The organism is Pseudomonas sp. FP2335, from assembly GCF_030687535.1.
In the GTDB taxonomy this organism is placed as follows: domain Bacteria; phylum Pseudomonadota; class Gammaproteobacteria; order Pseudomonadales; family Pseudomonadaceae; genus Aquipseudomonas.
Window position 1 is genome coordinate 5,020,248 of record NZ_CP117437.1, and the last position, 17,656, is coordinate 5,037,903.

The following is a 17,656-nucleotide window of genomic DNA, read 5'->3' on the forward strand; positions in this document are numbered from 1 at the left end:
CGACTACTCACAACCCGGCTGGGACTTCCGGCAAACCTCGTCAAGGCCTACACCGAGGCAGCCCGACCACGATGACGGTTACCGGACGCCCTATGCAGAGCGGCGGCCGGTACAACCACACCATCGTTTGAGCAACCGCTGAAATAAAAGGGCCGGGTATCGACATACCCGGCCCCTCTCCAACGCCGAATGGCTTGATCAGACCAATGTGGTCAACGCCTCGCGACTGAACGGCAGAATGTCGCCCTCGCGACCTTCGCGCACCTTCACCGCCCAATCCGGGTCCACCAGCAACGCACGGCCCACGGCAACCAGGTCGAATTCCTCATTGTTGAGGCGTTCCAGCAGCTTCTCCAGGCTGGCCGGCTGCGCGACCTTGTCGGTGTTGACCATGAATTGCAGGAACTCGCCGTCCAGGCCAACACTGCCTACGGTGATGGTCGGCTTGCCGGTGAGCTGGCGTGTCCAACCGGCCAGGTTGAGGTCGGAACCTTCGAATTCCGGCTCCCAGAAGCGGCGAGTGGAGCAGTGGAAAATGTCCACACCAGCGTCAGCCAGCGGCTGCAGGAACTCACCCAGCGCCTCGGGGGTTTGCACCAGGCGTGCGGTGTAGTCCTGCTGTTTCCACTGGGAGAAACGGAAGATGATCGGAAAGTCCGCGCCAACCGCGGCGCGGGTGGCCTGGATCAACTCGATGGCAAAACGCGAACGGTTGGCCAGGCTGCCACCGTATTCGTCGGTGCGCTGGTTGCTGCCTTCCCAGAAGAACTGGTCGACCAAGTAACCGTGGGCGCCGTGGATCTCCACACCGTCCATGCCGATGCGTTGGGCATCCTTGGCGGCTTGGGCAAAGGCATTGATCACGTCTTGGATGTCTTGCCGGGTCATGCCATGGACAACGACATTGCCGTCCTTGAGTTTTTCCATTGGGCCGTAGGCCGGCACACTGGCATCCGGCTCGGTGCCGATGCGCCGCACACTGCCCACATGCCACAGCTGCGGGACGATCTTGCCGCCCTCGGCATGCACGGCGTCGACCACTTTTTTCCAGCCAGCCAGAGCGGCCTCACCGTAAAAATGCGGGACGTTGGGATAGCCGTTGGACGCTGGGTGGCCGACCACCGTGCCTTCAGTGATGATCAGGCCCACACCGGCAGCGGCGCGGCGGCGGTAGTACTCGATGACTTGAGCGTTGGGTACGCCGCCCGGCGAGAACGAACGGGTCATCGGCGCCATGACTACACGGGTCGACAGTTGCAGAGCACCGAGCTGGAAGGGTTTGAACAAGGCTTGGACAGGCATGGGGATGCTCCACGTAAGGCGGGTTTATGACGTGGATAATATTGGCCCCACACAGACCTGAACAGCACTATTGATCTGAATGATTAAAGGATAAAAGCGAACGGCGACTGACCTGTGGCGAGAGAGCTTGCTCTCTCTCCACAGGCCGGGCCGAGTTAATTCAAGGCTTTTTCGATGGCTTGGACGATGGTGGGATCATCCGGTGCGGTACGCGGAGAGAAGCGTGCAAGCACCCGCCCATCCTTGCCCAGCAGGAATTTCTCGAAGTTCCAGGTTATATCCCCGGGAAACTCCGCGCCCTCGCCCGCCAGCAAGCGGTAGAGCTGGTGACGGTCCGGCCCGTTGACGTCAAGCTTGCCGCCCAGCGGGAAGGTCACACCGTAGTTCAGGCTGCAGAACTCGCGGATCTCCTCTTCGCTGCCCGGCTCCTGGCCTGCAAACTGATTGCAGGGCAAGCCCAACACGACAAACCCCTTGCCCTTGTATTGCTGGTAGAGGTTTTCCAGAGCCGCATATTGCGGGGTCAAGCCACACTTGGAGGCCACATTGACCACCAGCACCACTTGCCCCTTGAAGGGTGCCAGTGGCAGCTCTTGTCCGTCCAAAGCTTTGAGTTTCAGGTCGTGGAAAGCACTCATGACGAACTCCAGATATCCCATGTTCTTAGCAAAGCGGCTCGTCGAGATTACAACCCGCAAGCCTGCAATCATAGACGCCGATGACAAAACCCGCCTGCTGATTACTGAGCGGTCGGCCACGGCAGGATCGGAATCGCCGTCACGGCGTTCTGCGGGCTGCCTTCGATCAGGCGGTCGCTGTACACCAGGTAAACCAGGGTGTTGCGCTTCTTGTCGAGGAAGCGCACCACCTGCATGGTCTTGAACACCAGCGACGTACGCTCCTTGAATACTTCGTCGCCATCCTTGAGCTCGCCCTTGAAGCGGATCGGCCCCACCTGGCGGCAGGCGATCGAGGCTTCGGCACGGTCTTCGGCCAGGCCCAGGCCGCCTTTGACGCCGCCGGTCTTGGCGCGCGACAGGTAGCACGTCACACCGTCGACCTTGGGGTCATCGAAGGCTTCGACGACGATCCGGTCGTTGGGGCCGACAAACTTGAATACCGTCGACACCTGGCCAACTTCTTCGGCAGACGCCAACAGTGGCATGGCCAATAGCAGGCCGAGCAATCCCTTCATTACGCGCATCGAATACTCCCTTTGTTTAAACCAGGATCAGGTTGTCGCGGTGCACCAGTTCCGGCTCCGCCATATAACCCAACAGGCCCACAATCGCGTCAGACGACTGCCCAATGATTTTCTGCGCCTCCAGGGCGCTGTAGTTGGCCAGGCCGCGGGCGATTTCACGACCGTCCGGGGCCACACACACCACCATCTCGCCACGGCGGAAGCTGCCCTGCACCAGCTTGACGCCGACCGGCAGCAAGCTTTTGTTGCCTTGGGACAGCGCAGATACAGCGCCATCGTCCAGCACCAGGGTGCCACGGGTTTGCAGATGACCGGCCAACCATTGTTTGCGCGCCGCGAGCATACCCCGCTCCGGCGACAGCAGCGTGCCGATCCGCTCGCCAGCCTTGAGGCGGTCGAGCACACGCTCGATGCGCCCGCCGACGATGATGGTGTGGGCACCGGAACGCGCAGCCAGGCGTGCAGCGCGCAGCTTGGTCTGCATGCCGCCACGGCCCAGGGCACCGCCGACGCTGCCGGCCACGGCGTCCAGCGCAGGGTCATCGGCGCGGGCTTCGTAGATCAGTTGCGCATCGGGGTTGTTGCGCGGGTCGGCGTCAAACATGCCGTCGCGATCGGTGAGGATCACCAGCAGGTCGGCTTCCACCAGGTTGGCCACCAGGGCGGCCAGGGTGTCGTTGTCGCCGAAGCGGATTTCGTCGGTGACCACGGTGTCGTTTTCGTTGATCACCGGGATGACTTTCAGCTCTACCAGCGCACGCAGGGTGCTGCGGGCGTTGAGGTAGCGCTTGCGGTCGGACAGGTCGTCGTGGGTCAGCAGGATCTGCGCCGTGTGGCGGCCGTGCTCGGCGAAGCTGGATTCCCAGGCTTGTACCAGGCCCATCTGGCCGATGGCGGCGGCGGCTTGCAGTTCGTGCATCGCGCTGGGTCGCGCGGTCCAGCCGAGGCGGCTCATCCCGGCGGCAACCGCCCCGGACGACACCAGCACCAACTCAACGCCAGCCTCATGCAAGGCCACCATTTGCTCGACCCAGACGCTCATGGCTGCACGATCGAGCCCCTTGCCATCCGCCGTCAGCAGCGCACTTCCGATCTTTACGACCCAGCGCTGCGCACCTGTCACTTTGCTCCGCATCATCTTCAACCTTAGATAGAGGGCTGCGCGACCCAGCGCAACCCATAACGTTATTCGTGACTACGTATACCCAGATACCAAAACGCCGCTCAATTGAGCGGCGCTTAAGTTTACTGCAACGAATCAGTCGCGCACGTAAATGATTTCAGGACCGTCTTCATCATCCACGTCTTCTTCGTCCCAATCGTCGTCACCGATGTCATGGACCGACTTCACGCCGCTGCGGCGCAGGGCACGCTGGTCGTCCAGCGCCTGCAACTGGGCACGGGCTTCGTCTTCGATCTGCTGGTCGAGTTCAGCCAGTTCGGCCTTGAACACCGGGTCGGCCGCCAGGCGGTCGGCGCGGTCTTCGAGGTAGCGCATGATGTCGCGGGTCAGGCGCTCGGTGCCTTCTTTGGCGATGGCCGAGATCACGTAGACCGGGCCTTCCCACTCCAGGCGGTCGACGATTTCCTTGACGCGCTCTTCGTGCTCTTCTTCGAGGATCTGGTCGCACTTGTTCAGGACCAACCAGCGATCACGCTCGGCCAGGGCCGGGCTGAACTTGGTCAGTTCGCTGACGATCACTTCAGCGGCGTCCGCTGCGCTGGTTTCATCCAACGGCGCCATGTCCACGAGGTGCAGCAGCAAACGGGTGCGGGACAAGTGCTTGAGGAAGCGAATGCCCAGGCCGGCGCCGTCGGAAGCGCCTTCGATCAGGCCGGGAATGTCGGCGATCACGAAGCTTTTCCAGCGGTCGACGCTGACTACGCCCAGGTTTGGCACCAGGGTGGTGAACGGGTAGTCGGCGACTTTCGGCTTGGCGGCCGAGACCGAGCGGATGAAGGTACTTTTACCCGCGTTCGGCAGGCCCAACAGGCCTACGTCGGCCAGTACTTTCATTTCCAGCTTGAGGTCACGCTGCTCGCCCGGCTTGCCTGGCGTGGTCTGGCGTGGCGCGCGGTTGGTACTGGACTTGAATCGGGTGTTACCCAGACCGTGCCAGCCGCCCTGCACCACCATCAGCTTCTGGCCGGCCTTGGTCAGGTCGCCGATCACTTCCTGGGTAGCGGAGTCGATAATCGTGGTGCCGACGGGTACGCGCAGCACCAGGTCTTCGCCTTTTTTACCGGTGCAGTCGGTGCTGCCGCCGTTGGAGCCACGCTCGGCATCGAAGTGCCGGGTGTAACGGTAGTCGACCAGGGTGTTGAGGTTTTCGTCGGCCATCATGTAGATGGAACCGCCGTCACCGCCGTCACCGCCGTTTGGACCACCGTTTTCGATGAATTTTTCGCGACGGAAACTCATGCAACCGTTACCGCCGTCGCCTGCTTTTACTCGGATGGAAACTTCATCAACGAACTTCATAACAAAACGCCTCTCGCCGCACGGACGAGCTTAAGAAACCAAGACATAAGACTCTTGCAAAAATGAGCGCAGCGACCTCAAGCAACGACCGCATATCCTGCTGCTATCGCCCATTACAAACAGCTTTGCAAGAGACTCACTCCACAAACGAAAAAGCCCCGTCGCAAGACAGGGCTTTTCCAGCGATCTCGCAATTAAGCTGCGACAACGCTCACGTAACGGCGGTTGAACGCGCCTTTTACTTCAAACTTGATCACGCCTTCGATTTTCGCGAAGAGGGTGTGATCTTTACCCATGCCTACACCGTAACCGGCGTGGAATTGGGTGCCGCGCTGACGCACGATGATGTTGCCCGGAATGATTTTCTGGCCGCCATACATCTTCACGCCAAGGCGTTTGGCTTCTGAGTCGCGACCGTTACGGGTACTACCACCAGCTTTTTTGTGTGCCATGAGTCAATTCTCCTAGTGAGGAATTAGGCTGAAATTAAGCCTGAATACCGGTGATTTTGATCTCGGTGTACCACTGGCGGTGGCCCATACGCTTCATGTGGTGCTTACGACGACGGAACTTGATGATGCGGACTTTATCGTGACGACCTTGGGAGATCACTTCAGCCACAACGGTAGCGCCAGCAACAACTGGAGCGCCGATGTTCACGTCATCGCCATTGGCGACCAACAGAACGCGATCAAAGGTAACGGATTCGCCGGTAGCGACTTCCAGTTTTTCGATCTTCAGGTATTCACCTGGGGCGACTTTGTATTGCTTGCCACCAGTAACAATTACTGCGTACGACATGGTATTTCTCCGATAATCCTGCTCACCCAGCTCTTTATAAGAAGAGGTATTGGCTGGCATGGCTGCATGGGATGGACGTCCCGAATGCAATTGCGTAAGGCAGGTGCTGCCCAGGAAGTTCAGGGTGCGCGATTGTACGCAAGCTATAGAAGCCTTGCAAGGGGCCGTCTATCGCGCCTTGACACTGCGGGGTCAGGGTCCTAGCATGCCGCGCAACCCTTCTGGAGCGACTGTAGCTGATGCAACCCCAAGCTTTCTACCGCGCGGTCGCGGACGATTTTAGCGCCGTCGACGGCATCATCAAGAAACAGCTCACGTCCAAAGTGCCGCTGGTCTCCAAAATTGGCGACTATATTACGTCGGCGGGCGGCAAACGCCTGCGTCCTTTATTAGTGTTGCTGTGTGGCAAGGCCCTGGGTCGCGAAGGCGACGACTTGCGTTTGCTGGCGGCGACTATCGAATTCCTGCACACCGCGACCCTGCTGCATGACGACGTGGTCGACATGTCGGGCATGCGCCGTGGCCGCGAGACCGCCAATGCCATGTGGGGCAACGCCCCCAGCGTGCTGGTCGGCGATTTCCTGTACTCGCGCTCGTTCGAAATGATGGTCGAACTGGGTTCGATGCCGGTGATGAAGATTCTGTCCCAGGCCACCCGCATCATCGCTGAAGGCGAAGTGTTGCAGCTGTCCAAGGTGCGTGACGCCAGCACCACCGAAGAAACCTATATGGAAGTGATTCGCGGCAAAACCGCGATGCTCTTCGAAGCCTCCACCCATAGCGCCGCCGCGCTGTGTGGCGCGACCGCCGAACAGGCCGAAGCGCTGCGCACCTTTGGCGACCACCTGGGCGTGGCCTTCCAATTGGTAGACGACCTGCTCGATTACCGTGGCGACGCCGAGACCCTGGGCAAGAACGTCGGTGACGACCTGGCCGAGGGCAAACCGACCTTGCCGCTGATCTACACCATGCGCGAAGGCACGCCGGAACAGGCGGCCCTGGTGCGCAAGGCGATCCAGAAAGGCGGGATCGAAGACCTCGAAAGCATCCGCGAAGCCGTGGAGGCCTCGGGTTCGCTGGACTACACCGCACAATTGGCGCGTGACTACGTGGCCCGCGCCATTCAATGCCTGGAAGCCCTGCCGGCCAGCGAATACCGGGATGCACTGGTTGAGCTGAGTGAGTTTGCGGTAGCCCGTACGCACTGATTGCACACCGTTTAATGTGGGAGCTGGCTTGCCTGCGATAGCTTTAGTGAATTCACTACCGATATCGCAGGCAAGCCAGCTCCCACATTAGACCGAGCCAAGCCGCCCCTCCCGCCGCTAAAACCCTATATAATGTGCGACTTTTAGCCATCCCTGACTCTACAAGGAGCTTTAGTGAGCACGTTGCCACCCTGCCCGAAATGCAATTCCGAATACACCTACGAAGACGGCGCCCAGCTGATCTGCCCGGAATGCGCCCACGAGTGGTCCGCCAATGGCGAGGCCGAAGCGGCTAGCGATGAAACCGTGAAGAAAGACTCTGTGGGCAACGTCCTGCAGGACGGCGACACCATCACCGTGATCAAGGACCTCAAGGTCAAGGGCACCTCCCTGGTGGTCAAGGTCGGCACCAAGGTCAAGAACATCCGCCTGTGCGATGGCGACCACGACATCGATTGCAAGATCGACGGTATCGGCCCGATGAAACTCAAGTCCGAGTTCGTCCGCAAGGTCTGAACCTGCAACTTCCATCCCGCGCCCGCCGCGGGATGGCGTTTCGCCCTCCCGGTTGACCCCGCGCAATAACCACACAGAAAAAACCACAAACCGCCAATAGGCACTTGCTATTCTACGAATAAGAATTATTCTCATTGAAACCCATCAAGGAGAACGACCATGACTTATTTGATAGACGCCTGGCTGGACCGCCCACACCCTTACCTGCGCATCCTGCATCGGGAAACCGGCGAAGTCTGTGCGGTATTGGAAGAAGAAGCGCTGAGCGAGCTGCAGGACCAGGGCGACCTGGACGTGAATGGCTTGAGCTCAAGTGAGCCCGGGGTACTGAAGGAAGTGGTGCGCAATCTGTTTCTGTTCTGCTATGCCCGAGCGTTGCGCCCGGCCACTGAATTGAATGGCAAATTCCATCCATGAGCCCATCCTGTGGAAGCGAGCTTCATGTGGGAGCGGGCTTGCTCGCGAAAGCGGTGGGTCAGTCAATAAATGTGCGACTGACACGCCGTCTTCGCGAGCAAGCCCGCTCCCACACAAGCCATTTCCCGCAGTAATCAGCAGGTCTTACAGAACGTCGAGCAGCTCGACGTCGAACACCAGAACGCTGTGCGGCGGGATGCTGCCAACGCCTTGAGCGCCGTAAGCCAGTTCGCTCGGCACGTACAGGCGCCATTTGCTGCCGGCATTCATCAGTTGCAGGGCTTCGGTCCAGCCGGCGATCACGCCGCCAACCGGGAATTCTGCAGGCTGGCCGCGCTCGTAGGAGCTGTCGAACACAGTGCCGTCGATCAGGGTGCCATGGTAGTGGGTACGTACCTGGTCTTCACGGGTCGGCTTGGCGCCTTCACCGGCAGTCAGCACTTCAAATTGCAGGCCGGAAGCCAGGGTGGTGATGCCATCACGCTTGGCGTTCTCAGCCAGGAAAGCCAGGCCTTCGCCAGCAGCCGCTTCGGCCTTGGCAGCCGCTTCGGCTTGCATGATTTCGCGGATAACCTTGAAGCTGGCAGCCATTTGCTCTTGATCAACACGGCTTGGCTTGCCGGCGAAAGCGTCGGTCAGGCCAGCCAGGATGGCGTCCAGGCTCACACCCGGTGGCGGGTTGTCGCGCAGTTGGTCGCCCAGTTGACGGCCAATACCGTAGCTGACGCGGGTTTCGTCGGTGGACAGATTAACTTCGGACATGAAGGTGCTCCGCTGTAGGACAACACTGAAAACGCCGCACAAAAGCCGCGCGTTCCTTGTCACCCAAAACTAAAAGGGCCAGCAGACTAGCACACAACACCGTGCCTTGATGAGCGCACCGACATACCTATCTACTGCCGAACACGCCCCTGCGCTGCCCATGCTGGTGATTCCACTCACCACCTCAGGGGTTGTGCCAATGAGTACGCCGAATACCCGCGATGCCGCGCCCACGCTTGATCAGATTCACGCCCACTTGCTGGAGATTGACCCCACCCTGCGCAGCCAGAGCAAACGCCCCGTTACCTTGCCGGCGGAGTACGCCACGCTGCAACAGCTCAACACCGACCTCAAGCGTATCAACGCTACGTTTATGAGCCAGGCGCGTGCCCTGTATCAGGATGTGATCCCACCGGACCTGAACAGCCGCCTCAAGGCGCTGGATGAAACCAGCGCCGTCGCAGGGCAGAGCCGTAAGACTTATCTGACCTTCACCGCCGGCATCAACGCGCTGGAACTGGAAACCCGGCTCAACGTCAGTGACAACCTGCTGTCCCCCGCCGACCAGCAGATGCTGGAAAACTGCTCGCTGGGGCCAACCTTCCGCCCCGGCATGTACGCCCTGGCCTTCACCTACCAGGAACAGACCGTCACGTTCGCCGGTGCGTTTGTGCTGACGCGCCAGGCCAACCCCGTCGTCGACAGCCTGCCAGCAGCGCCCCCCGTGGGGCCGGTCTTGTTGTTCACGCCCGCGCGGGGTCTGGAAGCCTTCGACTCACTGCACGACCTGGACCAAGGCCTGCAATCTGCGATGGCGCTCGCCACCGGGCGGGCAGAGTTCAATCGTCACCTGCCTGTGCGCTACCAACACCTGGATACCGTTGATATATGGCCACTGACCTTACTTCCGATCCAGGACAAACCGCTGTTCGAACACGTCTACCAAGCCCTGCTCGACAAACGTGAACAGGACATCAATTACGCCCTGAGCCATGCAGAAGCCACACACATCAAGGAGCACCTCGACAACGCCATCCAAGCCGCATTGCCCGACCTGACGTTGCGCCTGGACTTTCGCGCACAGCGACTGCTTGAGCGCGACCTGTTCTACGCCCTGCCCGACTGGTACCGCAGCGCCAGCAAGCCGCTTCGCGACACCCTCGACCAACACCTGCGCAACTACAACCAGGCGCGCGAGGCGTTCATGAATCTGTTCGGCCCGGCGGCAACGCCCCAGGCCCTCGCCCGGCACCAATGGGCCGAGAAACTGGCCGATGAACTGGACATCCACGACCTCGACCCAGACCTGCTGCGCATCACAACCCGGCGCACAGTGCCGCCGGTCGGCACCTACGAGCAGCAGCGTTCACTGGTGGAACTGGCCTTGCGCGGCCTGCACACCGGCGACAGTGCGCCGGGCTCAGCCTTCCTTGAACACAGCACCTTGAGCTACGCCGGCGCCCCGCTCGATATGGCTTATGCCCGACTCACCCCGCAAGTGCTGATCACCCTGCTGCAAGACCTGCAACCACGCCTGGACTTTGCCGACACACAAAAAACCGTGCTAGGCACGCCGCAGATCAAACAGGCGGCCCGCACGTTTTTCGATCAACGCCTGGTCGCCTTGGCCTACATTGCCCAACTGCAAGGCCACCTCAGTCCGGACGATGTGCAGCTGTTTGCAGATCTGCGCGAAAATCCCCGCCCGCAGCTCTGCGCACAAACCGTGCTGCTGCACGGCGCTCAACTGCGAGACCTGTGGCTGCTGCGCGAAGATGATGCTCACGGCCAGGTCAAACGCCTATTGCTGTGCACCCCTGACGCCCCCAGCGCACAACAGTTCTTCGCCTTCAGCAGCCTGCGCGAATGCCAGACCCATATCATCGGTTGGCTGGATCAACCCCACACGATGAGCAATTACGTACTGCAACAAGTGCCGCTGCGCTTCCGCCCGAAAATGAGCACCTTCATCCAGGCGATCAGCCTGCGCCCCGATGCCGAAGAACACCGCGAGGTGACCTTCGGCAAACCCTGCAGCCACGCCGATTGCCTGGACGCGATGGCCGCACACCGCCTGGCGCTGCAACTGGATGATTACAGTTTCAGCTCACCAGCCTGGTTTCGTAACGCCTCCCTGGCAGACAGAACCCGGCTGATCACCCTGGCGGATAACATCGAGGGTGCCCTGCGCACCTACAATGCCAGACCCGATACCGAAGCCAATTTCCCGAGCTTCGACAGCTATTTGCGCGATAAAGCCAGGCTCAGCCTGAACAGACTGCTGGGACGCTCCAAAAATGACGTCGACCCGGACAGCGTCTTCGCCTACTCGCCACGGACATTGCTCGGTGCGCCGCCAACACCACTGTCCTACACCACCCTGTACCGCGACGGTTATGCAGACGGCATCGGCTTTCTCGACGAGAAGTTTTCCAGATCCGCGGTCTTTCGCGGCCCCAGGGGCGTAGACCTGAGCCCGCTGACTGCACAGAACGTTGCCCGCTCGGTCACCGGCGTATGGGTCGGAGAACACTATATCAATGAAGTGCGCCAGCGCCTGCAATCCAGCGACAGCCCCGGTTATCACGAACGACGCAGTGCGGTGCTGGCGATTCACCAATTGCAGATGCAGAGTGCCGCGCTGGAGGCCCGACTCAAGGGGCATATCACCAGTGTCGACCTGAGCTGGCTCAACCAGGCCATCGACAGCTTGTCGGATACCCGCAGCACCACGCGCAATACCTACAAAGTCCACCGCTTGTTTATCGACGGTGATTGGGTGCTGGGCAACTACCTGTTCAGCCACGCCGACTATCCCGTGTTGCTGTACACCCCCAACGCTCCGGACGGCGTCAACTTTCGCGAAGCGAAGCTGTTCAACTACCTGCTGAAAAAAGTCGAGGGCATGCCCGGCTATTGGTGCTCTCGCGTGTCGTTGCCGTCGATACGCAGAGTGCACCTGTTTCTGGAGAATGCCCGCAACGGCCTGCCGGATGACATCGACCGCACCACCCCAAGCCCGGCTCGGCACGACTCGATAAGCCGCGTCACGCCGCTGCTCGATCTGCGCCACGAGCTATACAACATGAGCTTGCAGCGCACCATCGATGACGTGCACGGCACAACGATCAATCGCACCCAAATGATTACCGGCATCCTGTGGACCTGTATCGAGTGGGTAACGGCCATTGCAACGATGCCATTCCCCTTGCTGAGCTTGACCTTGGGCGGCCTGCTGGCATTCAAGGACGCCATGCTGGCCCTCAACGCCTATCACCAGAACGACAGGGCCGCCGCGATTGAGCACTACGTCGGCTTCCTGGCCAATGCTATGGGGGCCGTGCTGTTCGATTTGCGCCCACTGCTCAAAAGCAGCTTCAAACCCCTGCGTGCCGTCATCCAGACCAGTTCACACGCCGTCGGCAGTGCGCCGCTCAAGCAACTGGATGCGATCAACCCCGAAGGCATGCAATCCATCCTGTTTGATGGGCAGCCACTGTGGGTATCGCAGACTCCCGACGCCTTGGGCCGTTACTTGCTGTATCGCCACGACCCGCTGACCGGCCAGCTCCATTCGACCGCACGCCTGGTCAGCCAGAACAGTGATGGGCAGTGGGTGCGCTTCAGCGTCCCCGGGGGTGGGCGCAAGCAATACGAAAAGCTGCTGGCGGATGAAAGCAGCCCGTTGGAGGCCTTCGACGTAGCGCCCGATCAGGCCAAGACCTTCCGCACCCTGCTCGACTCAGGCTTCCAAACACACATGCAAAGCCGGGGGCAGGACGCGGCGGCTGCCCAAGGCAACGCGTTTATCGAAGCGCAACCACTGCGCACGGCCTATGAACAAAACGTCGCACGCTTGAGCGAAGACGCCGACGCGTTCTACCAGGCGTTACCGGCCCCGGCGCCGAAAAGCGCACTGCCCGCACTGGCGAGCAACGCAGCCCACAGCGACATTCTCAAGAGCCTGTTCAGCCGCAACAAGCGCTTGATTATCGGAGCCGTCGACAACTCCATCGCCAGTAAACAGCTGTTGATCGAACAACTGCCAGGCCTGGCGGAACAGGGACTCAAGCGGGTGTACATCGAGAACCTGCCCCGCGACCTGTTCCATCGCAAGTTGAAAGTCCTCAACAACCAGCTCAACGGCAACAAAGCCCACGCCCTGCAACAGATCGAGCGGCATCTGGCGCAGGTGGACGAGGCCTTGGGGTTCGCAGCGGATGCGCCGTTCACGTACCGCAAGCTGCTGCTCGAAACCCAGCGCCTGAACATCGCCATCGACGGCCTGGACGCTGCAGTTTCATACCATATGGGCCACGTGCTGGCCCTGGGCGAAGGCGCGCGTTTTGTGCCGCGCAGCAGCAAGCTGCGCAATTTCTACTCTCACACCGCTATCGAGTTCAACCTGAAACACAACCCGGACGAAGGTTGGCTGGCGTTGGTCGAGACCAACCGCCTGGGCAGTTACGAGCGCATTGCCGGGCTGGCGGAGTTGCAACAGGCGCCAGCGCTGCGCGTTCACGACGTGGCGCCTGGGGAGCCGACCGGCCTGTGGCCCGACACACACAGCAGCGCCCAGTCCCGAGGTGACTACGCCCTATCCATTGCAACAACCCATGGGGCACTGCGCGCACCGAGCAGCCTCACGCCAGCATCGGGCACCGTCTCTCATTACGCGGCGTTCGACATCCCGGCGCCGATGCGCGCGAACATCGACCAGATGCGCCTGGAGCGGCGTGGCCTGGACTCGCGTTACTCCCACGCCCAGCCAGAGAATGCCGGGGCAATGAACACCTTCATCGAGACCCGCCAGCGCCTGTACGCCACTGCCAAAGCGCATTTCGCCGACCTCACCTTGCCCCAACGCAGAGCCTTGGGCGAGCTGACCAGCGCAAGAGACGAGAGCGTATTGTTTGAACGGCTGTTCAAACAGCGCAATGGGCTGGTCATCGGCGAGGCCCATACCGCGCAATCCAGCAAGCGCCTGCTGATCCAATACTTCAAGCACCTGAAAAAGCTGGGGGTCAAGACGCTGTACCTCGAGCATTTGTTGACCGATCTGCATCAGGAAGCCCTGGAAACCTACTACCGCACCTCGAAGATGCCGTCGATCCTGGAGAACTACCTCCGGCAGTTGGACCGAGGCCAGATGCCCCTTTACGAGGGCACGGACACCTACACTCACCTGGTCAAGAAAGCCAATAAATACGGGATACGCATACGAGCGCTGGACTGCACGGCCACCTATTACATCAAAGGTCTGAATGGCGATTTGCCGCGCCTCCAAATGTTCAGCTACTTCGCCAACGAGGTGATCAAGGCCGACCAACTCGCCCAAGGGCCGCACAAGTGGGTCGCGTTCGTGGGCAGCACCCACACTGATACGCACCTGGGCGTGCCGGGCCTCGCCACGCTGCAGGATGCCGTCAGCCTGCATGTGCGCGACAGCGCCCCGGAACTGGCCAGGCCGTTGCACCAGGGGGCGTGGGAATCGTTCGAGGAAGGTAAGGGCGTGGCGTTGCGCAGTGACTTCACGCTCTACGTCGGTATTCCTGGGCGAAAAGTGCCAAGCGTGCCGGCGCCGCCGGACCGCAGCAGACTCACAACACCCGGGCATTTCATCGTCGAGCGCCGAACCTCCACCGAGATCAACCTTGTGCACATGTCCCGTGGCAATGAGATTGTCACCACCCCCATTCAAATCAACGACAAGGGCCAGTTCCTCATCGAGCGCTGGCCAGAACAGCGTCATCAGCGCTTTTTCTATTTATCGCAACTGGTCGATATGCTCAAAACCCCTCCGCCCAGAGGTGTTGGCCTGAATCACGTCGGCTAAACCCCACGAGCCAGTAACCCAATTCTCCCGCAACCACTCATCGGCGCCCTGCGTCGATGAGCCGAAATAGCATTTCAGATTCAGGTTTTGCCGCCGATAACCCGCTACACCTCGGCTGGCTCAAACAACAACATCAACCAGCAAACAGACATCACTCTTGCGGAGCATTCGATGAACAGCTGGTTCGGTAACATCAGCGTCAACCTCAAACTCGGCCTGGGCTTCGGCCTGGTACTGGTCCTCACTTCGATCCTGGCCCTGACCGGCTGGACCAGCCTGGGCGGCCTGATCGACCGCAGCAACTGGATGAGCGATATCACCCAGCTCAATGCCTCGCTGACCAAGCTGCGCATCGTGCGCCTGCAATACATGCTGGCCAACGGTGACGAAGCCGTGGCACAAACCGTACAGACCAACCTGGACGCTTTCGCTGCCCAGCAACAAAAGCTGCTGGACAGCTTCAAGAGCCCGGATAACCTCAAGCTGCTCAATGAGCAGAAAAGCGTCATCACCGCCTACCAGCAATCCTTGAACAAAATGCGCGAGGCCTACCGTAACGGCAACGCCGCGCGCCAGGTCATGGGTGACAAGGCCGACATCGCCAACGCCCAGATCAATGCCCTGGACACCAGCGTGCAGCAGATGGCCGACAGTCCGGAGCGTTTCGTCCAGTACCAGGCACTGACCCAGGCCAAGGAAGAGTTCCAGCTCGCCCGTTATGAAGTGCGTGGCTACACCGGCAACGTCAACGCCGAAACCGAAGCCCGCGCCGCCGCACAAATCGAAAAAGCCATCAGTGGCTTGAAAAAGCTCAGCGCCGTCTTTGGTTCCGAACAGCAAACCGCACTGGCTTCGCTTGAAACCGCCCTCGGCGCCTACCGCTCCGCCGTACAAAGCTACAAGGCCGCCAACGCCAACATCGTCAGCGCTCGCGCAGAAATGACCACCCAAGGTGCCGACATCGTCACCATCAGCGACAAGCTCTACGACATCCAGCTTGAGCGCCGCGACGCCGAAAGCGCCCAGGCCCGCAGCCTGCAATTGATCAGCACCTTGCTGGCCCTGCTGGTCGGTGTTATCGCCGCACTGGTCATCACCCGCCAGATCACCCGCCCACTGCAGGAAACCCTGGCCGTGGTCGAGCGCATCGCTTCCGGCGACTTGAGCCACAACATCCAGGTCACCCGCCGCGACGAACTGGGCGTGCTGCAACAAGGCATCCAGCGCATGGGCACGACCCTGCGCGAGTTGATCAGCGGTATCCGCGACGGTGTGACACAAATCGCCAGCGCCGCCGAAGAACTGTCGGCCGTGACCGAACAAACCAGCGCCGGGGTGAACAGCCAGAAGATCGAGACCGATCAGGTTGCCACCGCAATGCATGAAATGACCGCCACCGTGCAGGAAGTCGCGCGCAACGCTGAACAAGCCTCCCAAGCCGCCTCCGACGCCGACGGCCAAGCCCGCGAAGGCGACAAGGTGGTGGGTGAAGCGATCGCCCAGATCGAGCGCCTGGCCGCCGAAGTGGCACGTTCCACAGACGCCATGGCGCACCTGCAACAAGAGAGCAACAAGATCGGCAGCGTGATGGACGTGATCAAGGCCGTGGCCGAGCAGACCAACCTGCTGGCACTCAACGCCGCGATTGAAGCCGCGCGTGCCGGTGAAGCCGGTCGTGGGTTTGCCGTGGTCGCCGATGAAGTGCGGGGCCTGGCCCAGCGCACACAGAAATCCACCGAGGAAATCGAAGGCCTGGTCGCCGGTTTGCAGAACGGCACCCAGCAAGTGGCCAATGTGATGAACAACAGCCGCAGCCTCACCGACAGCAGCGTCGAGCTGACGCGCAAGGCCGGTGTGTCCCTGGAAAACATCACCCGCACGGTGTCGAACATCCAGTCGATGAACCAACAGATTGCCGCCGCCGCCGAGCAGCAGAGTGCCGTGGCAGAAGAGATCAGCCGCAGTATCGTGAACGTGCGTGATGTCTCGGAACAGACGGCTACGGCGAGTGACGAGACGGCGAAATCGAGTGTTGAATTGGCGCGTTTGGGTAGCCAGTTGCAGCAGATGGTCAGCCATTTCCGGGTGTAGGAAACCAAAAAGCCGCCTCGGCCTGAACCGAGGCGGCTCCACTTCTCAGACCTTAACGGTCATCGAAGCTGTCCCGCAGGAACTTCCAGACGTGATAAGCACGCAGGCAGTTCACTACGAGGTTCCACGTACGTCGTGCGAACTTAGACATACTCGGCCCTCCGTGAGTTGGGCCTTACCTCCAGCGCACTTACCGGAACACGTGAGCCTTCGGAAGCAGGTCAGCGCTTCCAATGAGGCAGCCGGGCTTTGGTTCCTCCCGCATGAATCCGGCACGGATTACTAGCCCGTGGCGGGCGGTCCATAATTCCGCGCGCACACCCAGCCACCTACAAAACGACATACTTGGAACGGAGGTGATACTAACCAACATTTTGGTAAAAGGTGTGGCAGGTCACAACAATCCCTCAATAAAAAGCAGCTGATTTATTGCAATTTTTTTCGGTCAGGCTTACAAAAAAATATGACAACTAGCAAAAATATTGCCGACCACCGTCAAACCTTGCGTGATACAAAAACCGGCATTACTATCCGCGTTGCAGGTCAGCGCTTCCAGTGAAGCCGCAGCCCCGGTCACTAACGGGGGTTGCAAAAAAACCGCCCTACTAAGGCGGTTTTTTATTGCCTGCGATTTCCCCTCAGCCCTCACCTTCCTCAACAAACACCACCCGATTCCCAAACGGGTCCTTGATGCTCATCTCCCGCGAGCCCCACGGTGTTGGCTCAACCTCAGGCTTGGCATAGCGATAGTCCTTGCCCTGCAACTGCTGCTGATAGGCGTCCACGCCTTGTGCCTGAATTCGCACCGCTGCGCCCGGCGAGGCGTCACCATGATGCTCGGTCAGGTGCAACACACATTCCCCCAGTGACACTTGCAGATACAGCGGAAAATTCGCCTCGAAACGATGCTGCCAATCCACCTTGAACCCCAGGAACTCGACGTAGAACTCCAACGCCTTGGCCTCGTCGAAAATCCGCAAAATGGGGATGACTTTTCCTAAGTGCATGGCAACCGCTCCGTGTATGAAAAGCCCCCA

13 protein-coding genes and 2 pseudogenes are annotated in these 17,656 nt (G+C 60.3%); 6 read left to right on the forward strand and 9 right to left on the reverse strand.

All coding sequences use genetic code 11. The features are described 5' to 3' along the window. Positions 1-198: 198 nt before the first annotated feature. The 7 genes from PSH81_RS22595 to rplU form a co-directional block, all read right to left on the reverse strand. Positions 199-1,308 carry an NADH:flavin oxidoreductase gene (locus PSH81_RS22595; protein ID WP_226457300.1) on the reverse strand — a complete coding sequence of 370 codons (1,110 nt, stop codon included), beginning with the start codon at positions 1,306-1,308 and terminating at the stop codon, positions 199-201. A 149-nt stretch (positions 1,309-1,457) separates the two neighbouring features. Continuing rightward, positions 1,458-1,940, reverse strand: a complete 483-nt coding sequence (locus tag PSH81_RS22600; RefSeq protein ID WP_226457256.1) for a glutathione peroxidase — start codon at positions 1,938-1,940, stop codon at positions 1,458-1,460. A 101-nt stretch (positions 1,941-2,041) separates the two neighbouring features. Then, the gene (locus PSH81_RS22605; RefSeq protein ID WP_034100556.1) at positions 2,042-2,506 is read right to left on the reverse strand and encodes a CreA family protein; all 465 of its coding nucleotides are present in this window, start codon (positions 2,504-2,506) and stop codon (positions 2,042-2,044) included. 16 nt (positions 2,507-2,522) lie between these two features. Further along, complete coding sequence (proB, locus tag PSH81_RS22610; RefSeq protein ID WP_003176047.1) at positions 2,523-3,641, reverse strand: glutamate 5-kinase; 1,119 nt, start codon at positions 3,639-3,641, stop codon at positions 2,523-2,525. A 123-nt stretch (positions 3,642-3,764) separates the two neighbouring features. Beyond that, positions 3,765-4,988: an Obg family GTPase CgtA gene (gene cgtA, locus PSH81_RS22615; protein ID WP_003230855.1), complete on the reverse strand. Its 1,224-nt coding sequence runs from the start codon at positions 4,986-4,988 to the stop codon at positions 3,765-3,767. A gap of 194 nt (positions 4,989-5,182) precedes the next feature. Next, complete coding sequence (gene rpmA, locus PSH81_RS22620) at positions 5,183-5,440, reverse strand: 50S ribosomal protein L27 (protein WP_003176049.1); 258 nt, start codon at positions 5,438-5,440, stop codon at positions 5,183-5,185. Between the two features lie 34 nt (positions 5,441-5,474). Then, positions 5,475-5,789 carry a 50S ribosomal protein L21 gene (gene rplU, locus PSH81_RS22625; RefSeq protein WP_007950961.1) on the reverse strand — a complete coding sequence of 105 codons (315 nt, stop codon included), beginning with the start codon at positions 5,787-5,789 and terminating at the stop codon, positions 5,475-5,477. A 239-nt stretch (positions 5,790-6,028) separates the two neighbouring features. Between rplU and PSH81_RS22630 the strand changes: the two genes are divergently transcribed. The 3 genes from PSH81_RS22630 to PSH81_RS22640 all read left to right on the forward strand — a co-directional run bounded on the left by PSH81_RS22630 (position 6,029) and on the right by PSH81_RS22640 (position 7,930). Beyond that, the gene (locus PSH81_RS22630; RefSeq protein ID WP_192300610.1) at positions 6,029-6,997 is read left to right on the forward strand and encodes a polyprenyl synthetase family protein; all 969 of its coding nucleotides are present in this window, start codon (positions 6,029-6,031) and stop codon (positions 6,995-6,997) included. Between the two features lie 174 nt (positions 6,998-7,171). After that, positions 7,172-7,513: a zinc ribbon domain-containing protein YjdM gene (locus PSH81_RS22635; RefSeq protein WP_027617845.1), complete on the forward strand. Its 342-nt coding sequence runs from the start codon at positions 7,172-7,174 to the stop codon at positions 7,511-7,513. A 159-nt stretch (positions 7,514-7,672) separates the two neighbouring features. Further along, the gene (locus PSH81_RS22640; protein WP_056858344.1) at positions 7,673-7,930 is read left to right on the forward strand and encodes a hypothetical protein; all 258 of its coding nucleotides are present in this window, start codon (positions 7,673-7,675) and stop codon (positions 7,928-7,930) included. 144 nt (positions 7,931-8,074) lie between these two features. Here PSH81_RS22640 and PSH81_RS22645 read toward each other — a convergent pair whose 3' ends face one another. Continuing rightward, complete coding sequence (locus tag PSH81_RS22645) at positions 8,075-8,692, reverse strand: FKBP-type peptidyl-prolyl cis-trans isomerase (protein ID WP_192300611.1); 618 nt, start codon at positions 8,690-8,692, stop codon at positions 8,075-8,077. Positions 8,693-8,891: 199 nt separating this feature from the next. Here PSH81_RS22645 and PSH81_RS22650 point away from each other — a divergent pair, with 199 nt between their 5' ends. The 3 genes and pseudogenes from PSH81_RS22650 to PSH81_RS27630 all read left to right on the forward strand — a co-directional run. Beyond that, positions 8,892-14,528: a membrane-targeted effector domain-containing toxin gene (locus tag PSH81_RS22650; RefSeq protein ID WP_305391515.1), complete on the forward strand. Its 5,637-nt coding sequence runs from the start codon at positions 8,892-8,894 to the stop codon at positions 14,526-14,528. A 171-nt stretch (positions 14,529-14,699) separates the two neighbouring features. Continuing rightward, a pseudogene (locus PSH81_RS27625) lies at positions 14,700-15,716 on the forward strand (methyl-accepting chemotaxis protein); the annotation flags it as partial. Between the two features lie 306 nt (positions 15,717-16,022). Next, a pseudogene (locus PSH81_RS27630) lies at positions 16,023-16,619 on the forward strand (methyl-accepting chemotaxis protein); the annotation flags it as partial. 638 nt (positions 16,620-17,257) lie between these two features. On the opposite strand, the gene PSH81_RS22660 reads toward PSH81_RS27630, so the two are convergent. Further along, complete coding sequence (locus tag PSH81_RS22660; RefSeq protein ID WP_192300614.1) at positions 17,258-17,626, reverse strand: glyoxalase superfamily protein; 369 nt, start codon at positions 17,624-17,626, stop codon at positions 17,258-17,260. Between the last annotated feature and the right edge of the window lie 30 nt (positions 17,627-17,656).